Annotated in this window: 23 protein-coding genes, 1 tRNA gene and 1 riboswitch; of the genes, 5 read left to right on the top strand and 19 right to left on the bottom strand. The window is 66.0% G+C overall.

The annotated features are described in order from the left end of the window. Positions 1-152: 152 nt before the first annotated feature. Both ACYG97_RS12540 and ACYG97_RS12535 read left to right on the top strand, forming a co-directional pair. Positions 153-1265, top strand: coding sequence for an endonuclease/exonuclease/phosphatase family protein (locus tag ACYG97_RS12540; protein WP_023733827.1), 1113 nt, complete (start codon positions 153-155; stop codon positions 1263-1265). Positions 1266-1270: 5 nt separating this feature from the next. Beyond that, positions 1271-1990, top strand: a complete 720-nt coding sequence (locus tag ACYG97_RS12535; protein ID WP_023733826.1) for an NUDIX hydrolase — start codon at positions 1271-1273, stop codon at positions 1988-1990. On the opposite strand, the gene ACYG97_RS12530 is transcribed toward ACYG97_RS12535, so the two are convergent. The 4 genes from ACYG97_RS12530 to ACYG97_RS12515 form a co-directional block, all read right to left on the bottom strand. Continuing rightward, positions 1987-2229, bottom strand: a complete 243-nt coding sequence (locus tag ACYG97_RS12530; RefSeq protein ID WP_023733825.1) for a hypothetical protein — start codon at positions 2227-2229, stop codon at positions 1987-1989. The genes ACYG97_RS12535 and ACYG97_RS12530 overlap by 4 nt on opposite strands. Before the next feature lie 129 nt (positions 2230-2358). Further along, positions 2359-3576, bottom strand: a complete 1218-nt coding sequence (locus tag ACYG97_RS12525) for an ABC transporter permease (protein ID WP_023739155.1) — start codon at positions 3574-3576, stop codon at positions 2359-2361. Then, positions 3573-4277, bottom strand: a complete 705-nt coding sequence (locus ACYG97_RS12520) for an ABC transporter ATP-binding protein (RefSeq protein WP_023685174.1) — start codon at positions 4275-4277, stop codon at positions 3573-3575. Before ACYG97_RS12520 ends, ACYG97_RS12525 begins: the two co-directional genes overlap by 4 nt. A gap of 4 nt (positions 4278-4281) precedes the next feature. Beyond that, positions 4282-5568, bottom strand: a complete 1287-nt coding sequence (locus ACYG97_RS12515; protein ID WP_023733822.1) for an efflux RND transporter periplasmic adaptor subunit — start codon at positions 5566-5568, stop codon at positions 4282-4284. 113 nt (positions 5569-5681) lie between these two features. Here ACYG97_RS12515 and ACYG97_RS12510 point away from each other — a divergent pair, with 113 nt between their 5' ends. Next, entirely contained in the window at positions 5682-6590 is a 909-nt protein-coding gene (locus tag ACYG97_RS12510; protein ID WP_023733821.1) for a PhzF family phenazine biosynthesis protein, read from the top strand. 106 nt (positions 6591-6696) lie between these two features. Further along, positions 6697-6772: transfer RNA gene (locus tag ACYG97_RS12505), tRNA-Lys, on the top strand. A gap of 177 nt (positions 6773-6949) precedes the next feature. On the opposite strand, the gene ACYG97_RS12500 is transcribed toward ACYG97_RS12505, so the two are convergent. From ACYG97_RS12500 to ACYG97_RS12465, 8 genes are all read right to left on the bottom strand, one after another. Then, positions 6950-7222 (bottom strand): hypothetical protein, encoded by a 273-nt coding sequence (locus ACYG97_RS12500; protein ID WP_156937192.1) that lies wholly within the window; start codon positions 7220-7222, stop codon positions 6950-6952. Between the two features lie 251 nt (positions 7223-7473). Then, complete coding sequence (gene cobT / locus ACYG97_RS12495; RefSeq protein WP_023733820.1) at positions 7474-8484, bottom strand: nicotinate-nucleotide--dimethylbenzimidazole phosphoribosyltransferase; 1011 nt, start codon at positions 8482-8484, stop codon at positions 7474-7476. A 24-nt stretch (positions 8485-8508) separates the two neighbouring features. Continuing rightward, positions 8509-9276 carry an adenosylcobinamide-GDP ribazoletransferase gene (gene cobS, locus ACYG97_RS12490; protein ID WP_031262211.1) on the bottom strand — a complete coding sequence of 256 codons (768 nt, stop codon included), beginning with the start codon at positions 9274-9276 and terminating at the stop codon, positions 8509-8511. Continuing rightward, positions 9273-10586 carry a cobyrinate a,c-diamide synthase gene (locus tag ACYG97_RS12485; RefSeq protein WP_023733818.1) on the bottom strand — a complete coding sequence of 438 codons (1314 nt, stop codon included), beginning with the start codon at positions 10584-10586 and terminating at the stop codon, positions 9273-9275. The genes cobS and ACYG97_RS12485 overlap by 4 nt, the downstream gene beginning before the upstream one ends. Then, positions 10583-11389: a uroporphyrinogen-III C-methyltransferase gene (gene cobA, locus ACYG97_RS12480; protein WP_023733817.1), complete on the bottom strand. Its 807-nt coding sequence runs from the start codon at positions 11387-11389 to the stop codon at positions 10583-10585. The genes ACYG97_RS12485 and cobA overlap by 4 nt, the downstream gene beginning before the upstream one ends. Beyond that, positions 11386-12150, bottom strand: coding sequence for a precorrin-4 C(11)-methyltransferase (gene cobM / locus ACYG97_RS12475; RefSeq protein ID WP_023733816.1), 765 nt, complete (start codon positions 12148-12150; stop codon positions 11386-11388). Before cobM ends, cobA begins: the two co-directional genes overlap by 4 nt. Beyond that, on the bottom strand, positions 12147-12533 hold the full coding sequence (locus ACYG97_RS12470) for a cobalamin biosynthesis protein (RefSeq protein ID WP_023690940.1): 387 nt from the start codon (positions 12531-12533) through the stop codon (positions 12147-12149). Before ACYG97_RS12470 ends, cobM begins: the two co-directional genes overlap by 4 nt. Beyond that, positions 12530-13756 carry a bifunctional cobalt-precorrin-7 (C(5))-methyltransferase/cobalt-precorrin-6B (C(15))-methyltransferase gene (locus ACYG97_RS12465; protein WP_023733815.1) on the bottom strand — a complete coding sequence of 409 codons (1227 nt, stop codon included), beginning with the start codon at positions 13754-13756 and terminating at the stop codon, positions 12530-12532. The genes ACYG97_RS12470 and ACYG97_RS12465 overlap by 4 nt, the downstream gene beginning before the upstream one ends. A 154-nt stretch (positions 13757-13910) precedes the next feature. Between ACYG97_RS12465 and ACYG97_RS12460 the strand changes: the two genes are divergently transcribed. Further along, positions 13911-14669, top strand: coding sequence for a cobalt-precorrin-6A reductase (locus ACYG97_RS12460; RefSeq protein WP_032905140.1), 759 nt, complete (start codon positions 13911-13913; stop codon positions 14667-14669). Here the strand turns inward: ACYG97_RS12460 and ACYG97_RS12455 are convergent. The 7 genes from ACYG97_RS12455 to ACYG97_RS12425 are packed head-to-tail and all read right to left on the bottom strand — an operon-like array spanning position 14633 to position 23438. Continuing rightward, complete coding sequence (locus ACYG97_RS12455; RefSeq protein WP_023733814.1) at positions 14633-15397, bottom strand: precorrin-3B C(17)-methyltransferase; 765 nt, start codon at positions 15395-15397, stop codon at positions 14633-14635. The genes ACYG97_RS12460 and ACYG97_RS12455 overlap by 37 nt on opposite strands. After that, positions 15394-16167, bottom strand: coding sequence for a precorrin-2 C(20)-methyltransferase (locus ACYG97_RS12450; RefSeq protein WP_031262210.1), 774 nt, complete (start codon positions 16165-16167; stop codon positions 15394-15396). The genes ACYG97_RS12455 and ACYG97_RS12450 overlap by 4 nt, the downstream gene beginning before the upstream one ends. Then, positions 16164-16796 (bottom strand): precorrin-8X methylmutase, encoded by a 633-nt coding sequence (locus ACYG97_RS12445; protein ID WP_352498758.1) that lies wholly within the window; start codon positions 16794-16796, stop codon positions 16164-16166. Before ACYG97_RS12445 ends, ACYG97_RS12450 begins: the two co-directional genes overlap by 4 nt. Positions 16797-16798: 2 nt before the next feature. Next, complete coding sequence (cobG, locus tag ACYG97_RS12440; protein ID WP_023733812.1) at positions 16799-18262, bottom strand: precorrin-3B synthase; 1464 nt, start codon at positions 18260-18262, stop codon at positions 16799-16801. Next, positions 18259-21939, bottom strand: coding sequence for a cobaltochelatase subunit CobN (gene cobN, locus ACYG97_RS12435; RefSeq protein ID WP_023733811.1), 3681 nt, complete (start codon positions 21937-21939; stop codon positions 18259-18261). The genes cobG and cobN overlap by 4 nt, the downstream gene beginning before the upstream one ends. Before the next feature lie 18 nt (positions 21940-21957). Continuing rightward, the gene (cobW, locus tag ACYG97_RS12430; RefSeq protein WP_023733810.1) at positions 21958-23010 is read right to left on the bottom strand and encodes a cobalamin biosynthesis protein CobW; all 1053 of its coding nucleotides are present in this window, start codon (positions 23008-23010) and stop codon (positions 21958-21960) included. Between the two features lie 2 nt (positions 23011-23012). Further along, positions 23013-23438 (bottom strand): DUF1636 family protein, encoded by a 426-nt coding sequence (locus ACYG97_RS12425; RefSeq protein ID WP_023733809.1) that lies wholly within the window; start codon positions 23436-23438, stop codon positions 23013-23015. 38 nt (positions 23439-23476) lie between these two features. Next, positions 23477-23680, bottom strand: a riboswitch (cobalamin riboswitch). Positions 23681-23704: the final 24 nt, after the last annotated feature.

The following is a 23704-nucleotide window of genomic DNA, read 5'->3' as shown; positions in this document are numbered from 1 at the left end:
TCTCCAAGTGATACAGGCCCCACGCCCGGATACCCCAGGGAAGTGGCCTATTGATGGACCTTGGCGTCTGAACGGAGGATGAACGGAAAGGTTCCATCAGCCATGACGAGCAGCCCTTGTTTTCATGGGCGCTTGCAGGCAAAGGTCAGCCCATGTCGCTGCGCCTCGCCACTTTCAATGTCGAAAACCTGATGAACAGGTTCGATTTCTCGGGCTTCCGCAACCAGCTCAACGAAGACCGCACGCTGGCGCTTTTCGACATCCAGAGCGAAGCCGAATACCGGATGCTGGAGCAGGCGCGCGCCATCGCACAGTCCGACGATACGCGCCAGTTGACCGCGCTCGCCATCGCCGCCACCCGCGCCGACATCATCTGCATGCAGGAGGTTGACAACATCGAGGCGCTGAAGGCGTTCGAGTATGGCTATCTCTTCAAGATGGTGGGCGAGGGTTACCGGCAGAAATACACCACCGCCGGCAATGATTCGCGCGGCATCGACGTTGCCCTGATGATGCGCAACGAGACAGCGCAAGGTCAGCCGATCGAATTCGTGCGCATGACCAGCCATGCCTATGTCACGTTCGAGCAGTTCGGATTGCACACGCCTGAACTCGAGGCGCTCGGCAACCTGGCCAATGAACGCATCTTCCGGCGCGATTGCCTGGAGGTCGACATCAAGGTCGGCGGCGTGCCGCTGACGCTTTACCTCGTCCATTTCAAATCGATGGGCTCGCCGCGCAACGGGCTCGACGGACGCGAGGCGACGATGCCGGTGCGCATCGCCGAGGCGCAAGCCGTGCGCCGCATCATCGAGGAGCGCTTCGGCAAAGAGCACGCAGCCGATAAAAACTGGGCGATCTGCGGCGACATGAACGACTACCGCCAGCGGGTGAAGATCGAGGGCGACGCCGTCGACGGCTACCGCTTCCAGGTGATCGACGAGAGCCAGTCCTGTATCGATGTGCTCACCGCCGGCGGCTTTTGCGAGAATGTCGTCGAGCGGCGGCCGGAGATGGACCGCTGGAGTTTCTACCACACGCGCGGGCCGAAAGAGCGGCATCTGTGCCAGCTCGACTACATCCTGCTGTCGAAAGGGCTGGCGGCGAAGAATGCGACGGCGGCTCCCGACATCATCCGCAACGGCCAGCCCTGGCGCACCATCTTTCCGGCCGGACAGGCGGTGGAGCGCTTTCCGCGCGCCGGCTGGGACCGGCCGAAGGCGTCGGACCATTGTCCCGTCGCAATTAGCCTGGACATGGCTTGAGCGCGGTGAGCTTCGACCTGCCGCGCAACGTCATCCTGCCCGTCGACGAAATCGACGTCCGGCTCGACCCCGGCCCGCATCCGTTCGAGCGCGACAACGCGCAGGCGATAACTGACAACTGGCGGCGTGAGGTTACGGCCAATCCGGCGCTGTTCGACGGCACGGTGGTGCTGCTCTCGGCGCTCGCCTGGCGCGACAACCGGATCGTCGGGCGTTGTCACGCGGTGAAGTACTCGACCTTCCTGCTGTGGCGAAAGAACCGGCAGGGGACGGGCGCCGAGCATGCCTATGGCCACGCCATGCTGGTCGCCGGCGACAACGCCCTGGTGGCGATCCGCATGGGCGCGCACACGGTCCCGGCCGGTAGTGTCTACTTCGCTGCCGGCTCGTTCGAGCCGATCGATTTTCGCGATGGCCGCGTCGATGTCGATTTCAACATGATCCGTGAAGTGCGCGAGGAGACCGGGCTTGACCTGACAGGCGCTGCGCGCGGCAAGCGCTACCATGCGCTGTCGACTTCGACCGGCACGGTCCTCTTCCGCCGCTACCACGTCGACCTGCCGGCCGACGAGATTGCGCGGCGCATCAGCGCCTTCATCGCGACCGAGACCGAGCCGGAGATCGAGGGGCCGGTGATCATCCGCCACGCCGCCGACCTGCCGGAAGGGCTGGCGCCGCATATGAAGCCGCTGGTCGAGTGGCATTTTGGCGGTGGCGGGGGCTAACGGCGCGGATTGTTCTGCGCAGCCTTGCGGTCGTTGCAGGCGGCGACGAGGAACAGGATGACGCCGATGCCCAGCAATCCACCCATGACCATGCCCATCGTCTGGCCGACGACTGCCTGAAAATCGGCGGTGACACGATCGGGATTGGTCATGCCGTAGCGGGCGAGATACCACCAAAGTCCCGCAAGGGCGCCTTCGATGATCACCATCGTCAGAATCAGCCGCGCCTTCTTGCTCATTGCCACTCCTTGACCAGATGCTTTGCTCTAAAATTAGCATCGCAGACCGGACGACAACAAGTATTGCCGATGTCGACAAGCACCCATGCTTGTGGATAGCGGTTGGTTGCGGTGGAGCTGATCTGGCGCTTATTCGTGGCGCAGCGCGTCGATCGGGTCGAGCCTGGCGCCGCGCAGCGCCGGGAAGAAGCCGAACACCATGCCGATCAGCGCCGAAAAACCGACGGCGAGCAGGATGACCACCGGGCTCGGCGCAAACGGTATGGCCAGCGTTGCCGAGGCGAGGCCGGCCAGCGCCAGGCCGATCAGGATGCCGATAATGCCGCCGAGCAGCGACAGCACCGTCGCCTCGACCAGGAACTGGATGAGGATGTGCTTTTCATGCGCGCCGATGGCGAGCCTGATGCCGATCTCGCGGGTGCGCTCAGTGACCGAGACCAGCATGATGTTCATGATGCCGATGCCGCCGACCAGCAGGCTGACGCCCGCGACGGCGCCCAGCATGCCGGTCATGGTGGTGGTGGCGCTGGCCATGGCGTCGGCGATCTGGGTCATGTCGCGGATCGAGAAATCGTCTTCGCGGTCCGGCGTGATGCGGCGGGTGTCGCGCAAAATGTCCTCGACTCGCGGCTGCAATTCGGTGGTCGGGGTGCGGTCGTCGGCGGCGACGTAGATGTTGTCGATGTCGCGGTTGCCGGCGATGCGGCGCTGATAGGCGGCAAGCGGCATCAAGACGACATTGTCCTGGTCCTGGCCGAAGCCGGTATAGCCCTTGGGTTCGAGCAGGCCGATGATCTTGCACGAGGTGCGGTTGACGCGGATGATCTCGCCCTCGGGTTCGCCGGCGCCGAAGAACTGCTGGCGCACCGTTTCGCCGATCAGGCACACGCCGGTGCCGGAGCGTGTTTCCGAATCCGAGAACGGGCGGCCCGACACCAGCTTCCAGTCGCGGGCGTCGAGATAGGCGCTGTCGGTGCCGGTGACGCCCGAGGTCAAGCTCTCGGTGCCGAAAATGACGCGGACTTGTTTCTGCGACGCCGGCGCAATGGCGCGCGCCCCGGCCAGATGTGCGACGAGGGCGGCTACATCCTTGTCGGCCAGAGGCCGTACCGCCTGGTCGAGCCCGCCTGGTCCGCCGCTGCCTGCCGGGCGGCCGGAACGGACGACGAGCAGGTTCGAGCCGAGCTTGGCGATGTCCGACTTGACCTTGGCCGTGGTGCCCGAGCCGATGGTCAGCATGGCGATGACGGCGGCGACACCGATGACGATGCCGAGCAGCGTCAGGAACGAGCGCAGCACATTGCGGCGGATGGAGCGCAGTGAGAGGCGGACGGTTTCCCAGATCATGACGCCAACTCCGACTTGGCCGTGTCGGACGCGACGTGGCCGTCGAGGAAGCGGATGGTGCGCTCGGCATAATCGGCCACATCGGCCTCGTGGGTGACCATGGCGATGGTCAGGCCAAGCTCGCGGTTCAGCCGCGTCAACAGTTCCATGATCTCATGCGTGCGGGCGGTGTCGAGATTGCCGGTCGGCTCGTCGGCGACGAGCAGCGTCGGCCTGGTGACGATGGCGCGCGCGATCGCCACGCGCTGCTGCTGGCCGCCGGAGAGTTCGGCCGGCGTGTGGTGTTCGCGCCCGACCAGGCCGACCTCCGCCAGCGCCTGCATGGCAAGATCGCGGCGCTCGCGGGCCGGCGCGCCGCGATAGATCAGCGGCAGCTCGACATTTTCCGCCGCCGTGGTGCGCGGCAACAGATTGTAGCCCTGGAAGACGAAGCCGATATAGAGATTGCGCAGCAGCGCCCGGCGGTTGCGGTCGAGCCGGCCGGCGTCGATGCCCATGAAGGAATAGGTGCCGGCAGTCGGTGTGTCGAGGCAACCGATGATGTTCATCGCGGTCGATTTGCCCGAACCGGACGGGCCCATGATGGCGACGAATTCGCCGCGCTGGATGGCGAGGTCGACGCCGGCCAGCGCATGGACCTTGGCTTCGCCCTGGCCATAACTCTTCCAGACCGTGTCGAAACCGATGAGGCCCGCAGCCATGGCGTCAGCTCCGCAGCTGCGAGGCCGTGATAACCTCTGCACCTTCGTCCAGCCCGGACGTGATCTCGGTCAGTTCGCCGTCAGTGGAGCCGATCTTGACGTTGACCGGGTGCGGCCGGCCGTTCTCCAGCACATAGAGCGTGCGTGAGCCGTCGGTGGGCGCCTTCACCGGCTGGCGGCGGTTGCCGCCACGGCCCATGCGGCCGGTGAACAGATCGCTGAGGCTCCACGCGCGCGCGGCCTGCTGCGCCGGGCGGTAGCGGAAAGCGGTGGACGGCACCGTGAGCACGCTCTTGGCCTGCCTGGTGACGACCGAAACCGTGGCGGTCATGCCGGGCCGCAGCAAAAGCTCGTTATTGTTGACTTCCAACCGTGCATTGTAGGTAACGACGCCGTCGGTGGTGACCGAGGCGTAGGAGATGTCGCGGATCTCGGCGTCGAACGGCCGCTCCGGAAAGGCATCGACGGTGAAGCGTGCATGCTGGCCTGGTTTGACCGCGCCGATATCGGCCTCGTCGACCGCCGCCACCAATTCCATGTTCCTCAAATCGGCGGCGATGATGAACAGAACCGGCGCCTGCAGCGAGGAGGCGACCGTCTGGCCGGGGTCGACGGAACGCGTCAAGACGATGCCGTCGATCGGCGCATAGATGGTGCTCTTGGCAAGGTCGGTCTGCTGCGCCTTGAGATCGGCCTGGGCGATGGCGAGATTGGCCTGCGCACTATCGAGCGCCGCCTTGGAGCGGTCGCGCGTGGCAGTCGCCGCCTCGAGCGACTGATCGGTCGCCATGCCACGCCTGGTCAGTTCGGCCGCGCGGGTGAGGGCGCTTTCGTTCTCCTTCAGGGTTACCGTGGCGTCCTCGACATTGGCGGCAGCGGCCTTGGCCGAGGCTTCGCCGCGTTCGATCTGGACCTCGAGTTTCACCGTGTCGAGCGTCGCCAGCACGTCGCCCTTCTTGACCTGCTGGTTCTCTTCGGCCGACACCGAGCGGATGATGCCGGACAGTTCGCTTGAAATGTCGACCTGGGTGAGGGGCTGCAGCGTGCCGGTCGCCGAAACCGCGACGGTGAGGTCGGCAATGGTAGCCGGCGTGGTGGTGTAGTCGATCTTGGCCGGGGAGCCGGCAAACCACTGGTAGCCAGCCAACCCGGCGGCAAGTGCGATCAGCGCCAGCAGCGAGTAAAGCCAGCCCCGGCGGCGCGTCTTGCGCACGCCGCTCTGATCAAGCCCGAGCGCCGCCTCGATGGCGGAATCCGATTCCGTCTTTGGCAGATTGACAAGCTGGTCCACGCCGGACCCCTATGAAAGCGTAATGTCCCTAGTTGTGCACAGATCAGGCTTGGTGGTTCGAATATCAAATTAAATTTCGGCCATGTTCGGATTGAGGCGGAAGGTTTTTCAAGATGCAGACCCGCAATTACTTGCTCTACGATGTGTTTACGACGGAGCGGCTGGCCGGCAATCCGCTGGCTGTCGTGCTCGACAGCCAAGGGCTGGATACAGCCGCCATGCAGGCTATTGCGCGTGAGTTCAACCTGTCCGAATCGGTCTTCGTGCTGCCAGCGGACAATCCAAAACATCGCAACCGCATCCGCATTTTCACGCCCGACTATGAGATGCCGTTTGCCGGACATCCGACAGTTGGCGCCGCGATCGCGCTGGCCGAACTGACAGGCGAGGGCGAAGCCGGCATCTTCGTGCTGGAGGAGAATATCGGCCCGGTGCGCTGCGCCGTCAGCCGGCACGATGGCGCCACCTTTGCCGAGTTCGACCTGGCGAAGCTGCCGGAGCCGCTGAAGCTCGATGCCGACCCGGAGGCGATCGGCGCCGCCCTCGGGCTGGCGCCGCACGAGATCGGCTTCGAGAATCACTTGGTGTCGTTCTGGTCGGCAGGCGTGCCTTACGTCACCATTCCGGTTGCCAATCTGGAGGCTGCCGGCCGGATCAAGCTCGACAACCAGGCCTGGTCGGAACTGGCGCCGCGCAAGAGCGAATGGGCCTTCGCCAGCCCGTATGTCTATTGCCGCCAGACGGTGAACCGTGACAGCGCCTTCCATGTCCGCATGATCGTGCCGGGCACGCCGTCCTATGAAGACCCGGCGACCGGGTCGGCGGCGGCGGCCTTTGCCGGCGCCATCATGCAGTTCGATGCGCCCACCGACGGCATTTCGCAGCTGTGGATCGAGCAGGGGCTGGAGATGGGCCGCCCGTCACGTATCCGCTTGGAACTCACTGTCGAAGGCGGAAAACTGGCCTCCGCGCGCATTGGCGGCCATGCCATCAAGGTGGCGGAAGGCAGGCTGTTCGTGTGACCGCCAGCGGCAGTTCAGCGATTTGTCGGGAAATGATTCCGGCAGGGCTGGACAGGACCGGTATCGGCGGCTATATGCCCGCCAACGCCGGTTTTACCGGTCGAGTGGGTGCGTAGCTCAGTTGGTAGAGCAGCTGACTCTTAATCAGCGGGTCCACAGTTCAATCCTGTGCGCACCCACCAAATTTCTAGAAAAGTTGGTGGAAGACCTTGGAATGCCGGACGCGTTGACGCGCCTCGACATGCCTCAATCATGGGGCAGGTTTGCCTTAAACTCGGCGGCCGGTAAGCCGGTGCGCTATTTGGCGAAGGAGGGAAGGCCGCGCTGGATTAAGAAAGGCCCGGAAGCCGAAGCCGCCATCAATTAAAGCCAGTTTGAAACCACGGACTGGTGTCATACCCTAAGCGCGGATTATAATGATCCAGGAAGTTTTCGGCCCTATTTGACGGTCGCGCAACCACGGTGCCTGTCGATTTGCAATCCGGTTTCGCGGTCGGCTTGCTGCCAGCCTTCTTATGAGCTGTAGAACACGAGGTTGTAGCCTGAGCGGTGGCCATCTTTTTCTTCTCTTTCGCAACAGCTGCTCCGGTAGCGGCCAATACTATTGCTACGCCAAAGACAACGAGTTTCATTGAAAACGCCCTCACCCCTGCACAATCCGTAATGATTGCGCCTGGTCACCGTTACGTCAATCACATTTTGTCGGCAACGGCGGCGAATAGTGCCAGTAAAAAGAGCCCACCACAGAAGCAGCGGGCCAACCCCCAGGTGGGGAATCTTTCAGCGGCCGTGCTGTTCGAGCCACCAGCCCGGAATGCCAGTGACCGGCCCGACGATGGTCAGTGAAGGTTCGGGCCGGCGCCCTCCCGTCAAATCGCTCGAGCTACTTCTCCGAAACGCCAGCCTCGGCAAAGCTCGCCATCCTTACATGGCATTCCAGTGCCGAGCGGACGATGTTGACGGCGAGGCAGGCGCCGGAGCCTTCGCCGAGCCGCATGCCGAGGTCGAGCAGCGGCGGCAGGCCGAGCGCTTCGAGCAGGCGGCGGTGGCCGGATTCGGCTGAGACATGGGCGGCGATGGTGTGGGCGAGGCCTGAGGGGTGCAGTCGCGCCAGGGGTGCTGCGGCGGCCGTGCAGACGAAACCGTCGAGCAGCACCGGCACATTGTTGTGGCGGGCGGCGAGCGTGGCGCCGAAGATGGCCGCGAGTTCGCGACCGCCAAGGGCGGCGGCGATCTTCAGCGGGTCGGACAGCGCGTCGGCATGGCGCTTGAGGCCGGATTCTATGGCGGTGACCTTGCGCTTCAGGCCGGCATCGTCGACGCCGGTGCCGCGCCCGGTCCATTTTTCAGCGCCACCGCCGAACAGGGCGGTCGAAATGGCGGCCGCCGGCGTGGTGTTGCCGATGCCCATCTCGCCGAAACAGACGAGGTCGAGGTCGTTCGTCACCGCGTCATAGCCAGCCGAGACGGCGGCGAGGAACGTCTTTTCATCCATCGCCGGCACGTCGGTGAAATCGCCGGTCGGCTGATCGAGATCGAGCGGGATGACGTCGAGTTCCGCGCCGGCGATGCGGGCAAGCTGGTTGATGGCGGCGCCGCCGCCGGCAAAATTCGCCACCATCTGCACGGTCACTTCCGAGGGAAAGGCTGAAACGCCTTGCGCTGTCACACCGTGGTTGCCCGCGAACACGAAGACTTTGACGCGGTCGAGTTTCGGCATGTCGCGGCCCTGCCAGCGCGCCAGCCAGGCGGCGAGGGTTTCCAGCCGGCCCAGGCTGCCTTGCGGCTTCGTCAGCGTGTCCTGGCGGCGGGCGACGGCATTGGCGGCGGTATCGCTGCCGGCAGGCAGATCGAGACAGGCGGCGCGCAGTTCGTCGAATGATTTGAATGGCATGGGGAAGGAATCTCCGGGGAAGAATCAGGACAGGGAAACGGAAGCGACGAGCAGGACAGTGATCTCGCCTAGCTGCTGCAGGGCGCCGATCGTGTCGCCGGTGTGGCCGCCGATCTGGTTGAGGCAGAGCGCGCGCAAGGCGCTGAACACGAGAGCGAGCAGGGTCAGTGCGGCAAAGGCGCCGCCGAGCCCCAGGGTCAGAAGCGGGATGGCCCCGAGCACGGCGCCGAGAACAGCTGTCTGGGTCGAGACGGTCCCGGCGCCGGCAGACAGGCCGTCACTGCGCGCCGCCGGCGCCAGATGCATGAACGCGCCGAGCAGGCCGCGCGATGCGGCGTGGGCGGCGATCAGCGCGAAGAGCACGCTTGTCGGATTCGCCAGTTGCGACAGCGCGCTCCAGCGGATGAGCATCGACAGGCCAAGAGCTGCTGCGCCATAGGTGCCGATGCGGCTGTCGCGCATGATCTCCAGTTTTTTATCGCGCGTCTTGCCGCCGCCAAAACCGTCGGCGACATCCGACAGCCCGTCCTCATGCAGGCAACCGGTGGCGAGCAGGGTTGCTGCAAGCGCAAGGGCGGCCGCCGGCCCAGCGGCGAGGCCGAGCTTAATCCCGATAGCGTAGACGACAGCGCCGACCAAAGCGACGGCGAGGCCGGCGACAGGCGCGGCCCAGATCGCATCGGCCAGGCTGCGGCCGCGAAAGTCGAACACAGGCAATGGCAGCCGGGTGAAGAAGACAAGGCAAAGCGCGATGTCGTCGAGCGCTTGCCGGGGCGAGGGCACGGAGGTCATGCACTCCTCGCAATGGCGTGGAAGAAGGTGCCGCTGACATGGTCGCGCCGGTAGCCAGAGGCGCCGAGCGGATTGCCCTGGCCGTCGGCGAGGTCGGCCAGCGGCTCGTCATTGCCGGTGGCGATCATCTGCGCATAGTGGAATTCATGGCCGCGGATCAGCGCGCCTTGCGGCCCCAGCGGACAGGCGGCGCGCAGGCGTGCCTCGCGGTAGCCGAGGTTCATCTTGCGCTTGGCAAAGCTGGTGGAATGGCCGAGCAGGCCAAGCATGGCGTGCGTCTCGCCGGCCGCGTCCTCCAGCGCTTCGCCCAGCACCATGAAGCCACCGCACTCACCATGGATCGGCTTGGTCTCGGCAAACCTGGCCATGCCAGCTCGAAAATTGGTTGCGGCCGCGAGGCTGCCGGCGTGAAGCTCGGGATAGCCGCCGGGCAGCCAGCAGACATCGCAATCCTGCGCCGGTGCTTCGTCGGCGAGCGGCGAGAACGGCACGATCTCGGCGCCGGCCTGACGCCAGTGGGCGGCGACGTGCGGATAGAGGAAGGTGAAAGCGGCGTCTTCGGCGAGCGCGATTCGTTGGCCGGGCGGCTGCAAGGCATGTTCGAAACTGCCTGATGCCGGCGAAAACGGCGCGGCCAGCGCCATGATGGCGTCAAGGTCGAGGGATTTCTCGACCATGTCGGCGAGGCGGTCGAGATGCGTCATCAGGTCGGCATATTCGCCGGCCTGGACGAGGCCGAGATGGCGCTCCGGCAAATTGAGCGTGGGATCGCGCAGGATGGCGCCGACGACCGGCAGGCCGAGCGTTTCGATCGCCTCGCTGCACAGCTTGCGGTGGCGCTCGCTGCCGAGACGGTTGAGCACGATTCCGGCCATGCGCACATCCGGGTCGTAGGTGGCAAAACCCTTCGCGACGGCGGCCGCCGTCGTCGACTGTCCCGAGACGTCGAGCACCAAAAGCACCGGCAGGTGGTAGAGCCGCGCCAGATCGGCGGCCGAGCCGGTGCGGCCTTGTCCGGCCGGGATGCCGTCGAACAGGCCCATGGCGCTTTCGAGGAAGATAAAATCGGCGTCCTCGGTGGCATTGCCGGCCAACGCGTTGAGCAGGTCAGGCGACATCGCCCAGCTGTCCAGGTTGACGCCGGACAGGCCAGTGGCGGCGGTATGAAAACCCGGATCGATATAGTCGGGGCCGGACTTGGCGCCGCGCACCTTGATGCCGCGCCGGGCGAGCGCGCGCAAAATGCCGATGGTGACGCTGGTCTTGCCGGAGCCGGAACGCGGCGCGCCGATGATGATGGCGCGGGTCATGCGTTACCCGCCAGTGCTGCGCGCATGGCGACGATGCCGCCGACGACAATGAGGGCCGGCGAGGCCAATTCCGCCGCGGCGGCCGCTTCGGAAATGGTGGCGAGTGTCGCGACGACGGTCCGCTCCTGCGGTGTCGTCGCCGAAACGATGACAGCCGCCGGCGTCGACGGCGCCAGCCCGCCTTCGAGCAGCGACGCGGCGATAAAAGGCAGATTGGCCATGCCCATATAGATGACCACCGGCTGGCCGGTGCGGGCGATCGCGCCCCAGTCGAGATCGTCATCTGTGCCGGCGGCATGACCTGTCGCCAGGATGATCGCCTTGTTGATGCCGCGCATGGTTGCGGGAATGCCGGTGGCGGCCAGCGCGCTCAGCCCCGATGTCAGGCCGGGCAGGACGCGGAACGGGATTTTTTCGCGCGCCAGCGCCAGCGCCTCTTCGCCGCCACGGCCGAAAATATAGGGATCGCCACCCTTCAGCCTGATGACGCGGCGGCCATCGCGCGCCAGCCGCACCAGCAAAGCGGTGATGTCGTCCTGCTTCATCGACGGCTTGCCGCCGCGCTTTCCCGCAAAGAACAGCTGGGCATTGTCCGCAACGGCGACAACGTCAGAGGAGACCAGCGCGTCATAGACCACAGCGTCGGCCTCGGCCAATGCCGCCAGCACTTCCAGCGTCAGGCAGCCGGGATCGCCGGGGCCGGCGCCGGCCAGCCAGACATGGCCCGGCTCAAGCCGGCGCGGCTTGAAGTTCAGCCGGGCAAGGGCCTGTTCGAGCGTGGTGTTTTCGCTTTTACCGCTCACAATCCGTCCCGTCCCCGGAAACGCCGCTGATAGTGGGCGTCGTACAATGAACTCTCGCCAAAACCTTTCGCTGCCAGCGAGCGGCCGACGAAGATGATCGCCGTGCGCTCCATCGGGTCGGCGGCGAGCAGTGCCTCGATGGTCGCTAGCGTGCCGGTCAGCACGCGCTCGTCCGGCCATGAAGCGCGAAAGACGATCGCCACCGGGCAATCGCCGCCATAATGCGGCGACAATTCGGCGACGATGCGATCGATGGCGTGGATGGCGAGATGAATGGCCAGTGTGGCGCCGGTGCGGCCGAAGCCGGCCAGCGTTTCGCCCGGCGGCATTTTCGAGGCGCGGCCGGAGACGCGGGTCAGCACCAGGCTTTGCGCCACCTCGGGAATGGTCAGTTCGCGGCGAAGGGCTGCGGCTGCGGCGGCGAAAGAGGGAACGCCCGGCGTCAGCGTGTAAGGAATGCCGTGTTTTTCCAGCCGGCGGATCTGCTCGGCCACGGCGCTCCACACCGAGAGGTCGCCGGAATGCAGGCGGGCGACATCGTGGCCGGCCTGGTGGGCTGTCACATATTCGACCTCGATTTCGTCGAGTGACATCGGCGCCGTATCGATCAGTTTGGTCCCCGGTGCGCAGTGTTGCAGCAATTCCGGCGCGACGATCGAGCCGGCATGCAGACAGACCGGGCAGCTTGCCAGCAGCTTGGCGCCGCGCAGTGTGATGAGGTCGGCGGCGCCGGGACCGGCGCCGATGAAATGCACGGTCATGGCGCGTCTCCGCTGATGGCGATGGCGCAGGTGACCGGGCCGAGCACGGTGCGTGGACCAAGCAGCTTTGCACCGGGGCCGGCAACGGCAAGGGCGGAGGCTTCTGAGACGGAGGGTGTGCCGGCGAGATCCTGCGAGAGATCGGATTTGCTGAGTGCCTCCGACGAGACGGCCTGAAGTGCTGCGTCATCAACGATGATGACGGGAAGGTTGAGCGTGCGGCCAGCGGCAGAGATCGCTTCTTCGTCTTTCTTGAGCGCGGCGGTCGCCAAGGCCGACAGCGCCGTTATCGCCAGCCCGTGCGCTTCGAGGGCGGTTTCGATCGCCGCGAGCACGTCTTCGACGCTCACGCCCTTCCGGCTGCCGATGCCCGCCACCATCATGGCTTCACCCAGCTCCACTGGGTGACCGGCATGGCCGGGCGCCAGGCCTGCATCGAACCGACAGGAGAAGCGCGGGAAATGGTGATGCGGGTAAGGTCGCCGCCGCGCTTGATGTGCTCCGCGAGAAGCAGCGCCTCCATCTCCAGCGTCACCGCATTGGCAACGAGACGGCCACGGGATGGCAGCGCCTTGATGGCGGCGTTCAGTACGCCGGCGTCGCTGCCACCTCCGCCGATGAAGATCGCATCCGGCGTGTCCAGCCCGGCCAGTGCCTTGGGCGCCGACCCTTCCACCACGACAAGACCGGGCACGCCGCAATGCGCGGCGTTGCGGACGATGCGGGCGGCGCGGTCGCTGTTGGCCTCGATGGCGATGGCGCGCATCGAGGGGTGAGCGAGCATCCATTCGATGCCGATGGCGCCGGAACCGGCGCCGATGTCCCACAGCAATTCGCCACGCCTCGGCGCCAGCGCCGCAAGCGTCATGGCGCGGATGTCGTGCTTGGTGATCTGGCCGTCATGCTCGAACAGATGGTCGGCGCGGCCAACGCTCAGCGGCAGGATGCGGGCCTCTTGTGTCGATTCAAGCTCAAGCGCCAGCACGTTGAGCGGATTGATGTCTCTGACGTCGAAAGCGTCGGCACGTGCCGAGCGAAGCTTCTCGTTCGGTCCGCCCAGCGCTTCCAAAACCGTCAGCCGCGAAGCGCCGAAGTCGAGCTCTACGAGCAGGCGCGCTATTGTCGCTGGTGCGTCGCCGTCCGATGTCAGCGCCAGGATGCGCGCCCTGGGATGCAGCAGCGGCCGGATCAGGTCGAGCGGCCTTCCATGCAGCGAGATCGTCTCGATGTCCTGCAACGCCCAGCCGAGCCGGGCGGCAGCCAGCGAAATCGCCGATGGCGCGGGGATGACATGCATCTCTTCAGGCTTGACCTTGCGGGCAAGGGTGGCGCCGACCCCGTGGAAGAATGGATCACCGGAGGCGAGCACGCAGACGCGCCGGCCGGCCAGCGCCAGCACGTCTGCCATGCCGGCATCGAATGGCACCGGCCATGGGCGCTGCTCACCCTTGATGAGCGAAGCCACCAGCGCCAAATGCCGCTTGCCGCCGAAGACGGTCTCGGCGTCAGCGATCTGCCGCTTGGCCTCGTCGCCGAGACTCGCTAAACCGTCCTCGCCGATGCCGACGATTGCAAGCCATTTTGGCGTGGGCTGTTTTTTTGACATGTCGCGCCGCCCCTCATCCGCCTGCCGGCACCTTCTCCCCGTGTAGTGACGGGGAGAAGGGAGACGCTCCGGCGCTGACGCCTCCCTCTCCCCGTTCTTCAGGGGGAGAGGGTAGGGGTGAGGGGCAGCGCAGACGCTGTTCAACATGGTGCTCATGAAGAAGATTCTGATCCTTGGCGGCACGACAGAAGCGCGCCAATTGGCCGGAAAACTGGTGGAAGATTTCCTCGTCACCCTGTCGCTGGCCGGCCGTACCGAAAGCCCGGTCGCGCAAGGCGTGCCGGTGCGCAGCGGCGGCTTTGGCGGCGCCGACGGGCTGGCGGCCTATCTGAAGGAGACGCGAACCGATCTGCTGATCGACGCGACGCATCCCTATGCCGCGCGAATTTCCGCCAATGCGGCGCAAGCCGCGCGCACTTCGGTTGTGCCGATCCTTGCTTTGCGCCGCCCTGGCTGGGAGCCAATAGATGGCGACCGCTGGACGCAGGTCGATACGACAGGCGATGCGGTGCACGCGCTTGGATCGCCGCCGCGCCGTGCCTTCCTGGCGCTCGGCCGGCAGGAGGTCGCGGCTTTCGAGGCGGCGCCGCAGCATCATTACCTTGTCCGCAGCGTCGATCCGGTCGAGCCGAAACTGGCGGTGCCTGATGCGACCTACCTGCTGGCGCGTGGGCCGTTTCGCGAGGCGGATGAACGCGCGCTGCTCGAGGAGCACCGCATCGATGTCGTCGTATCCAAGAACAGCGGCGGCGAGGCCACCTACGGCAAGATCGCGGCGGCGCGGGCGCTCGGTATCGAGGTGGTGATGGTGCGCAGGCCCATCCTGCCGGAGGTGCCGTCGGCCGAAACTGTCGAAGCATTGGCCGCGATGATCGATCATGGTCTCGACCCCGTCGCGGAACGCGGTGTGTAGACCAGCGCCGGTTTGTCACCGCGCTTGATGATCCTTGTCTCCGGCGAGCCGATGATGATGCAGGTCGCCATGTCGGCCCTTTCCGCCTCGACATCGGCCAACAGAAAAACCTCGATACGCTCGTCCGGGCGGCCGGCGGCGCGGCCGAAGATGACCGGCGTGGTGCCGGGCAGGATGGCGCGCAGGCATTCGAAGGCACGGCCAAGCTGCCAAGGGCGCGCCTTGCTGATCGGATTGTAGAGCGCGATGACGAAGCCGGCGCCGGCGGCAGCGAGCAGGCGCAGTTCGATCAGCTCCCACGGTTTGAGATTGTCGGATAGCGAGATGGCGCAGAAATCATGGCCGAGCGGCGCGCCGATGCGGGCGGCAACCGCCAGCATGGCAGTGACGCCGGGCACGACAGTGACATCGACGGTGCGCCATTCGGCCGGACCGGCCTCGATCGCCTCACAGACCGCGGCGGCCATGGCAAAGACGCCGGGATCGCCGCCGGAAACGACGGCGACGTCATGGCCCTCGGCGGCCTTGACCAGCGCGTCCTTGGAGCGGGCGAGTTCCTCGCGATTATCCGAGGCGACGCGGGCCTGGTCCGGGCGCAGCTCCAGCCGGTCGAGATAAGGCTTGTAGCCATAGAAGAACTTTGCCTCGGCGACGGCGCGGCTGGCTTGCGGCGTCACTTGATCGGCATTGCCGGGCCCAAGGCCGATGACGGTGAGGCGGCCGCTCATGGCTTGGCTCCCATGACGCCAGGCCGGCCGGACCAGCCGGCAACCAGCACGATGGCGAAATAGGGCGCCTTGTCGTCCGGCTTGTCGGCAAGCTTCATCGTGATGCTGCCGGCCATGGTGCCGCGCTCGACATAGACGGCGCGGGCGAGCTTGCCGGTGGCCTCCAGCGCCCGCCTGATCTTGGGCAGGTTGCGGCCGACCTTCATGATGACGGCGGCATCGGTGTCGGCGAGACGGCGTGTCAGTTCGAATTCGCTCATCGTGCCGGGCAAAACCGTCAGCACATCGTCGCCCTGGACGATCGGCACGCCGGTCTGCGACCAGCAGCCCGACATGGCGGTGACGCCGGGGATGACTTCGGTTCGGAAGCGATGCGCGAGGCGCACATGCAGGTGCATGTAGGAGCCGTAGAACAGCGGGTCGCCTTCGGAGAGCACGGCGACCATGCGGCCGGCTTCGAGGTGTTCGGCGACCTTCTCGGCCGACTCCTCGTAGAAATCGGTGATCTGCGAACGGTAGTCGTCGTGATCCTTGTCGATCTCGGTGGTGACGGGATAGAGAAGCGGCAGTTCCAGCATATCCGGCCGGAAACGCGCCTCGACGATGGCGCGCGCGTTGCTGTTGTTGCCGCGCTTGGCGAAGTAGGCGACGACATCGGCCTCGGCCAGAACGCGCGCGGCCTTCAGCGTCAGCAGCTCGGGGTCGCCAGGCCCCGTGCCGACGCCGACAAGACGGCCTTTTGCCAGATCTTCTTTGACGGCTGCGTTCACAGGCCGGGCCTCGCCAGCGAATTGAGCGCGGCTGCGGTCATGGCGCTGCCGCCAAGCCTGCCGCGCACGATGGCGTAGGGTACGCCATAGGAATTCTCGGCCAGCGCATCCTTGGATTCGGCGGCACCGACGAAGCCGACCGGCATGCCGATGATGGCTGCCGGCTTCGGCGCGCCGTCGCGCAACTTTTCCAGGAGATAGAACAGTGCCGTCGGCGCATTGCCTATGGCGACCACCGAACCGGCCATACGCTCGCCCCACAGATCGATTGCCGCCGCCGAGCGGGTGTTGCCGATCTCCTTGGCGATGTCGTGCGTGCGCGGGTCGCGCAAGGTGCAGATCACCTCGTTGCCGGCCGGCAGCCTGGCGCGGGTGACGCCATGCGAGACCATTTCGGCATCGCAGAAGATCGGCGCGCCGGCCGCCAAGGCGCTGCGGGCGGCGGCGACGAAATCGCTGGAGAAGACAAAATGACTTGATGCTTCGACCTGGCCGCAGGCATGGATCATGCGGATGGCGACGTCGGCCTCGGCCTCGGAAAAGAGGGACAAATCGGCCTCGGCGCGGATGATGGCAAAAGAGCGCTCATAGATGGCGTTGCCGTCATGGATGTAATCGTAGGCGGCCATGCTTATTCCTGTCGGTAGCTTTCGGCGATTGCCGCCGGCCCGAGCCTTGTCAGGCAAGCGGCGGCGGTTTCGCCCTGAAATCGTGCGCTGCGGACCATCGCCGCGACGCGACTGACGCCGCGTGCGGCGTCATAGCCCGGCCTGTAGCCCGCAGGAAGGGCCTTTGCCGTCGCGTTCACGACAAGTCCGGCTCCGTTTTCGCCGCCGACGATTGTTAGCGCGGCAGAGCCGGGGTGAGCGCAGCCCTTGGCGCAGCCGGAAATGTGCAGTGTGAAGTCGAGGATATCAGCGTTTTCGGCGGCGATTGTCTCGGCGATGTCGCGCGTGGCGATGCGGCCGGAGGCACACGCAGGGGTGCCGGGGCAGGCGGCGATGCGGGTGCGCGGGTCGGCGGCGGTGGTGACGAAGCCGAGCGCGGTGGCGGTGGCTTGCAGGAGGTGGTTTGCGGACGATGGTTGGCCGAGGAAAAGCAAGGCGCGGCCGGGGGCGAGGCGGATTTCGGCGACGCCGAGGGACAGGGCGCTTTGGGCGAGGGCGATGAGTTTTTCGGCCGGCATGCTGCCATAGGGGAGGGCTATGCCGAGAGCGGTGGTGTCGTTGGATAAGGGGAAAAGACCGATAGGCCGGCGATCCTGCACACCCCCCTCTGTCCTGCCGGACATCTCCCCCGCTTGGGGGGAGATTGCGTCTTCGTGGGCGATTTCGCCAATTTTCAGCGTCGAAAGTGGAGAGCCGCCGGCGACCCTGCTGATCTCCCCCCTTGAGGGGGAGATGTCCGGCAGGACAGAGGGGGGTGCGAAGGAATGCCAGCTTGCGAGAGAGGCCAATTGCCTCTCCGACAAATCCCGAGAATGTGCGTCACGCCCCTTCTCGGCAACCATCCTCAGCACAGCAACCGCAATATCGCGCGCTGCATCCTCATCGGCCGTCGCAAGCGGCCTCGCGCTTTGGCCATCGCCGGCAACAGACAAAGCCCACAGAACGCTAGCGCTGAATCGCACCGCCTTCAGCCTGACATCGGCCGTCACCCCATCCATCGTCAACTGCCCGCCGCCATCGACAACCACCGAAACCTTCGGCCCGAGCCTTGGCGTCAGCCCAGCTTCCTCGACCGCAGCCCTGACCCGCTCAGCCAAAGATCGCGGATCGGCAATCTCCCGCGGATCGATGCCAGCCAGCGGCCCGGTCTCGACCGGCACGCCGGTACGCACTGCAATCCCCAGTGCATCGACCTCCGCCGCCAACAGCACCGCACTTTCCGCCGTCAGGCCGCGTATCTGCAGGCTGCCTCGTGCGGTCACTTCCATGATGCCGTTGCCGCGCTTCAAGGCGGATTCGCAGAGTCCGATCAGCGACTTGGGGGAAAGCCCTCCAGCAACCGGGTTGAGCCGCACCAGCAGGCCATCGCCGGTCTGCATCGGCGCCGAGAGAGCCGGACAGGCGCCGCGGCGCGAGAAGGCGTTCATGCCGCGACCCCGAGCGCCTCGGCCTCGGCGATCAACGCCGCGAGATCGTCGTCGATCGCGTTGCGCAAGGGATGCCAGAGACCACGCCGGCGCGCCGACAGGAAGCGTTCGGCGATGACTTTGGCTGCGGCCGGGTTTTCGCGCAGGATGAAGGCGCGGACATCGGGATCACCGACATAGGCATCATGCACGGCCTCGATCAGCGCGCCTGAAATGGCGTGCGTGGTTTCAGCGAAGCCGATGAGGCGGTCGACCGTTTCGGCGAATTCGGAGGCGCCGCGCGGGCCGTGCCGCATCTGGCCGGCGATGAAACGCGCATTGACGGCTCGCGCCCGCACAACCCGCGACACAGCCTCGCCGACCGAGCGCGGCTTCGGCTTGTGCGGGTCGGTGGTGTCGAGCACGATGACGTCGGCATTTCGGCCGAGCGTCGCAAGTGCAGCCGAAAAGCCGCCGATGAAGGCGACGTCGGCGGAGCCCTCGAGAATGTCGCGGCCGGGATCGTCGCCGGTGTGGACGAGCAGATCGGCCTCGGCGACGCGGGTCTCGAAAGCGCCGGGGGAGGCGATGCCTTCGCCCTCTGCGCCGCCATAAGCATGTGATGTCGCATCGAGATAGGCGCGGCCGATTTCTTCGCGCCCGACCCAGTCGCCGCTGGACAGCAGGTCCTCGACGCCGGCGCCGTAGGTGCCGGGCGAGGTGCCGAAGATGCGCGGGCCGATCTTGCCATCGGCACGGGTTCTGGCGGCGAGCGGGTTTTCCGAATCGTCCTCGTCGCGCGCGGCAACGGCGTTGGCGGCGGCGTCGATCAGCGCGATCTGGGTCGGGAACATGTCGCGGAACAGACCCGAAATCCGCCAGGTGACATCGACGCGCGGGCGACCGAGCGTGGCCGGCGGCAGCACTTCGATGCCGGTGATGCGGCCGGTGGCCGAATCCCATTGCGGCCGGCAGCCCATCAGCGCCAGGCCTTGCGCGATCTCCTCGCCGCCGGTGCGCAGCGAGGCCGAGCCCCAGAGGTCGATGACCAGCGAGCGCGGCCAGTCGCCATGCGACTGCATATAGCCGCGCACGACTTCTTCTGCCGCCGCCTTTCCCAGATCGTAGGCGGTCGGCGTCGGCATGGTGCGCGGGTCGGAGGTGAACAGGTTGCGGCCGGTGGGCAGCACGTCGGAGCGGCCACGCGCCGGTGCGCCCGCCGGACCCGCCTTGATGTGACGGCCGTCGAGCGCCGCCAGCAGCGCGGCCTTCTCGGCTTCGGCGCTTTGCCGGCGCATGGCGTCGGGTTCGTCGTCTGGCGCGCGGCCATAAATATGCAGGCCGTCCTTGATGGCGAAATCCTTGAGGTCGCAGAGCCAGGCGTCGATGCGGCGCAGCGCCTCGTCGGGCGCATCGGTTCCGGCGACGCCGGCTTCGGAGGCGAAGCCGGTCTTTTGCGCCGTGTCGACGATCAGCTTGGCCAGACGATCGCGGCGGCGGCGGTCGAGGCCGTCGGCCTGGGCATATTCGTCGACGAGGCGTTCGAGCTTGTGCTGCCCTTCGTCGAGGCCGGCACCGGTCAGCCGCGGCGGCAGATGGCCAAGCGTGACGGCGGCGATACGCCGCTTCGCCTGCGCCGCTTCGCCGGGATTGGAGACGATGAAGGGGTAAATGACGGGCAACGAGCCGGTGACGATCTCGGGGAAGCAGTTTTGTGAGAGCGCTACCGTCTTGCCGGGCAGCCATTCCAGCGTGCCATGGGCGCCGACATGGATGAGAGCATGGATGCGGAGCGATTTGCGCAGCCACAGGCCGAAGGCCAGCAGATCGTGGCGCGGCGGCAGCGTCGGGTCGTGGTAGTCGGCGCGGCGGTCGGCCGAGCGGCCACGGTCGGGGGCGAGAGCGACAGTGATGTTGCCGAAGGTGGCGGCGCGGAAAGGGAAGCCGCTCTTGCCCTCCCCCTTGTGGGGAGGGTGGCCCGCAGGGCCGGGTGGGGGTGGTGCACCGCTACCCCCACCCCGTTTCGCGCCATCCGCTTCGCGAATGTCGCGAACCGACCCTCCCCACAAGGGGGAGCGTGAAGGAGCACCCCATGCCGCCTCGACTGCAGCCAGTGCCTCAGCCGGCAAATCCTTCGAGAAGTCCAGATACTCTTCCAGCCCCAGCCCACCATCGCTCCGCTCCAACGCGTCCAGCAGCGCACGCGGCGTTTCTGGAATCCCGTCAACGCGATAGCCCTGCTCCTTCAGGTCATGCAGCATGGCCAGCACGCTGGACGGCACATCCAGGCCCACTGCATAGCCAGTGCGGCCGGGCGCGCTCGGATAGTCCGGAATGAGGATCGCCAACTTACGCGTCGCGCGGGGCGTCTGCTGCAACCGTGTGAACGCCGCTAGCCTGTCCGCCACTTGCGCCACGCGATCCGGTTCCGGGCGGTTGGCGAAGGCGCGGTGGCCGAGCGCCGGGTCGGTCTCGCTCTCGCCCTTGAAGGAAATCGCGCTGGCGAGGATGCGGCCGTCGAGTTCGGGCAGCACGACATGCATGGCGAGGTCGGCGGGCGCCAGGCCGCGCTGGTTGTTGTCCCAGACGTCGCGGCGGGTGGTGGCGACGATGACCTGGAAGACAGGCACGCCGGCGCGGTCGAACAAGGTTTCGACGCCCGGTTCGGCGCCGGAAGCGAAGGCGGTCGCGGTGATGATGGCGGCGGGGTTGAGCGCGGCCAGAGCAGTTTCGACGAAGGCCAGGGAGGTCGGGTCTTTGAGGCTGGAGACGAAGATCGGGATCGGTCTCATGCCGCGCTGGCGGAGTGCATCAAAGAGGGCATCGATTGGCGCGACATCGGCGGCCAGCAGCATCGAGCGGTAGAAGAGGATGGGGATGATGGGAGGGTTGATGTTGTCTGCGCCGAGTTCCCGCCCACCCCCCTCTGTCCTGCCGGACATCTCCCCCGCAAGGGGGGAGATTGCGCTGTCATCGACGCTTTCGCCGATCGGGGATGTTGCAGAGGAATCTATTATCGGCTGGGCAGAAAAAGTGCCGAGGTCCGCGCCGGCTGATCTCCCCCCTTGCGGGGGAGATGTCCGGCAGGACAGAGGGGGGTGTGAAGGAACGCCGACATCGGCCAAATCCAACTTGCCTACGACGCCGCAGCCTGGCTCGTAATAGCCAGCTTTCGGCACGCTGACCGGCTCAGCCGCCGCCACATCGGACCCAGCCAACCCCGCTAGCCGCTGCACCAGCGCCGTCATATTCTCCGGGCCACCCTCGCGGAAATAACCAAGCAGGCCGTCCAACTCCTCGCGCGGCAGCGTCGAGGCTTCGATCAGCCTGAGATCCTCGTCGTGGCTTTCACCAGGCAGCAGCGCCAGCTTGATGCCGTTCGCACGGGCAGTCGCGGCAAGCTGGTCGCAGCCATAGCGCCACCAGTCGTAGCCGCCGAGGATGCGCACCAAAATCACCTTGGCGTGGCGGGCGACGCTGTCGAACCAGAGGTCCACGGACATGGGATGGCGCAGGTCGCGCAGCGCCGCCAGCCGCATCGACGGCAGGCGGGCGGCATCGGCCTTCCAGGCCGCCGCGAGGCCGGCGAGGTCGCTGTCGGTGAAGGACAGCGCCACGATATCCGCCGGCGTCTGCCGGAGATCAACCGGCTCGGCGAGATCGTCGAGCGAGGCGGAGGTCGTGGTGAGTATGTGCATCGCGGCTCGTGCCTGAGATCAACCGGCGAGTATACGCTCGATCGCCGGACGGTTCAGCCCCTTCAGGCCAATGACGACGAGACGCGAGCGGCGATCGTCCTCGGCCGTCCAGGCGCGGTCATAGTAATGGTTGACGCGTGGGCCGACGGCCTGCAGCAAAAGCCGCATCGGCTTGCCGCCGACGTCGACGAAGCCTTTTACACGCAACACGTTTTCCTGTTCGGCGGCGGTGGCGACGCGCTTGGCCAGGTCGTCGGGATTGGCGATCGAGGGGATGTCGACGATGAAGGTGTCGAAATCGTCATGCTCATGATCGAAAGCGCCGTCGTGATGCGACTTGCGGTTCTCGATGTCGTCTTCGACGGCGAGACCGAGGCCAAGCAGCACCGACGGGTCGACCTTGCCATGCGCAGTCGGCACGATTTTTACCGCGCGGGCGGAATGTTCATTGATGATGGCGTTGGCGCGGGCCGAACCGGGGGCGTCCATCAGATCGCTCTTCGACAGGATGATCAAATCGGCGCAGGCGATCTGGTCCTCGAACACTTCTTCGACAGGATCGTCATGGTCGAGCGTCTCGTCCTGAGCGCGCTGTGCCTGCAAAGCGTCCATGTCGTTGGCGACGCGGCCTTCGGCCAGCGCCGGGCCGTCTACCACGGCGATGACACCGTCGACGGTTACCCGGCTCTTCACGCTCGGCCACTGGAACGCCTGGACCAGCGGCTTGGGCAGAGCCAGGCCCGAGGTCTCGATCAGGATGTGGTCAACCTTCGGTGTCAGCGCGAGGATCTTGTCGAGGGCGGGCACGAAATCGTCGGCGACTGTACAGCAGATGCAGCCATTGGCCAGTTCGACGATGTTTTCCTCGGGGCAGGTGTCGATGCCGCAGCCTTTCAGGATTTCCCCGTCGATGCCGATGTCGCCGAACTCGTTGACGATGATGGCGATGCGCTTGCCGCCGGCATTTTCCAGGAGATGGCGGACCAGCGTCGTCTTGCCGGCGCCGAGGAAGCCTGTAACGACAGTGCAGGGAACACGGGAGAGGTTGGCGGCCGGGTTTGAAGCGTTCATCGTCAGTCCTTCAGCATATCGAGGGGTGGGATGCGGGCAACGAGGCCGCGCTTGAGGCTATCGGGCCGGCCGCGCCACGGGATGAGGCCGTCGGTCGAGGTCGCGAAGAGCTTTGCGCCGGTGACGAGGTCGGCGCCGCTGGTTGCGGTCAGATCGCCGAAGACATAGCTCCAGCAGCCGTCACGCAGGATGGCAGCGCTCAGCCGGCGCTTGCAATTGCCGAGGCATTCGGCGGTGCGGACCCGGATATCGCCGGCAGCGGCGAGGCGCGTGTCGTCGGCCAGCAGTTCGCCGGCGCGGGGGTGAGCGTCTGAGCCGGTTTCATCGCGGCATGAGGCGCAGACGATGACGGTCACGCCGGCCAACGCGTCGCTATCGGCAGACGAAACATCCGCTGTGCCAGCCGAAAAACTGCTGTTCTGGTCCAAAAACCGTGCTCCTTGCCCGGAAACCCGCCAGGCGATCGGATACTTTGTCTCAGACGGCAGGTCTCCTGGCTCGCGGGTCATCGCCTTGGTTAGCCGCCTTCCCGGTGTTACCCAGTGGCATTCGGCCTTGGCTCTTCGCTTACAGTTGCGGGGACAGCCGCGGATTTGGGATTTTGTCCCGCACCGCATTCCCTCTTGGCCCTTGCCGTTGCGGGCAGGGGACCGTCTGGAGCGGATTTAGGCCGTTGCGGGGAGTTGTGTCAACG

It is taken from the genome of Mesorhizobium sp. W067, from assembly GCF_054719525.1.
This window is presented reverse-complemented; position numbering and strand designations above follow the sequence as displayed.

Excerpts from the sequence above, each read along its gene's own strand:
- ACYG97_RS12540 (WP_023733827.1), top strand. The coding sequence starts at position 153 with ATGTCGCTGCGCCTCGCCACTTTCAATGTCGAAAACCTGATGAACAGG.
- ACYG97_RS12530 (WP_023733825.1), bottom strand. The coding sequence starts at position 2,229 with ATGAGCAAGAAGGCGCGGCTGATTCTGACGATGGTGATCATCGAAGGC.
- ACYG97_RS12525 (WP_023739155.1), bottom strand. The coding sequence starts at position 3,576 with ATGATCTGGGAAACCGTCCGCCTCTCACTGCGCTCCATCCGCCGCAAT.
- ACYG97_RS12520 (WP_023685174.1), bottom strand. The coding sequence starts at position 4,277 with ATGGCTGCGGGCCTCATCGGTTTCGACACGGTCTGGAAGAGTTATGGC.
- ACYG97_RS12510 (WP_023733821.1), top strand. The coding sequence starts at position 5,682 with ATGCAGACCCGCAATTACTTGCTCTACGATGTGTTTACGACGGAGCGG.
- ACYG97_RS12500 (WP_156937192.1), bottom strand. The coding sequence starts at position 7,222 with ATGAAACTCGTTGTCTTTGGCGTAGCAATAGTATTGGCCGCTACCGGA.
- cobT (WP_023733820.1), bottom strand. The coding sequence starts at position 8,484 with ATGCCATTCAAATCATTCGACGAACTGCGCGCCGCCTGTCTCGATCTG.
- cobS (WP_031262211.1), bottom strand. The coding sequence starts at position 9,276 with ATGACCTCCGTGCCCTCGCCCCGGCAAGCGCTCGACGACATCGCGCTT.
- ACYG97_RS12485 (WP_023733818.1), bottom strand. The coding sequence starts at position 10,586 with ATGACCCGCGCCATCATCATCGGCGCGCCGCGTTCCGGCTCCGGCAAG.
- cobM (WP_023733816.1), bottom strand. The coding sequence starts at position 12,150 with ATGACCGTGCATTTCATCGGCGCCGGTCCCGGCGCCGCCGACCTCATC.
- ACYG97_RS12470 (WP_023690940.1), bottom strand. The coding sequence starts at position 12,533 with ATGATGGTGGCGGGCATCGGCAGCCGGAAGGGCGTGAGCGTCGAAGAC.
- ACYG97_RS12465 (WP_023733815.1), bottom strand. The coding sequence starts at position 13,756 with ATGTCAAAAAAACAGCCCACGCCAAAATGGCTTGCAATCGTCGGCATC.
- ACYG97_RS12460 (WP_032905140.1), top strand. The coding sequence starts at position 13,911 with ATGAAGAAGATTCTGATCCTTGGCGGCACGACAGAAGCGCGCCAATTG.
- ACYG97_RS12455 (WP_023733814.1), bottom strand. The coding sequence starts at position 15,397 with ATGAGCGGCCGCCTCACCGTCATCGGCCTTGGGCCCGGCAATGCCGAT.
- ACYG97_RS12445 (WP_352498758.1), bottom strand. The coding sequence starts at position 16,796 with ATGGCCGCCTACGATTACATCCATGACGGCAACGCCATCTATGAGCGC.
- cobG (WP_023733812.1), bottom strand. The coding sequence starts at position 18,262 with ATGAACGCCTTCTCGCGCCGCGGCGCCTGTCCGGCTCTCTCGGCGCCG.
- cobN (WP_023733811.1), bottom strand. The coding sequence starts at position 21,939 with ATGCACATACTCACCACGACCTCCGCCTCGCTCGACGATCTCGCCGAG.
- cobW (WP_023733810.1), bottom strand. The coding sequence starts at position 23,010 with ATGAACGCTTCAAACCCGGCCGCCAACCTCTCCCGTGTTCCCTGCACT.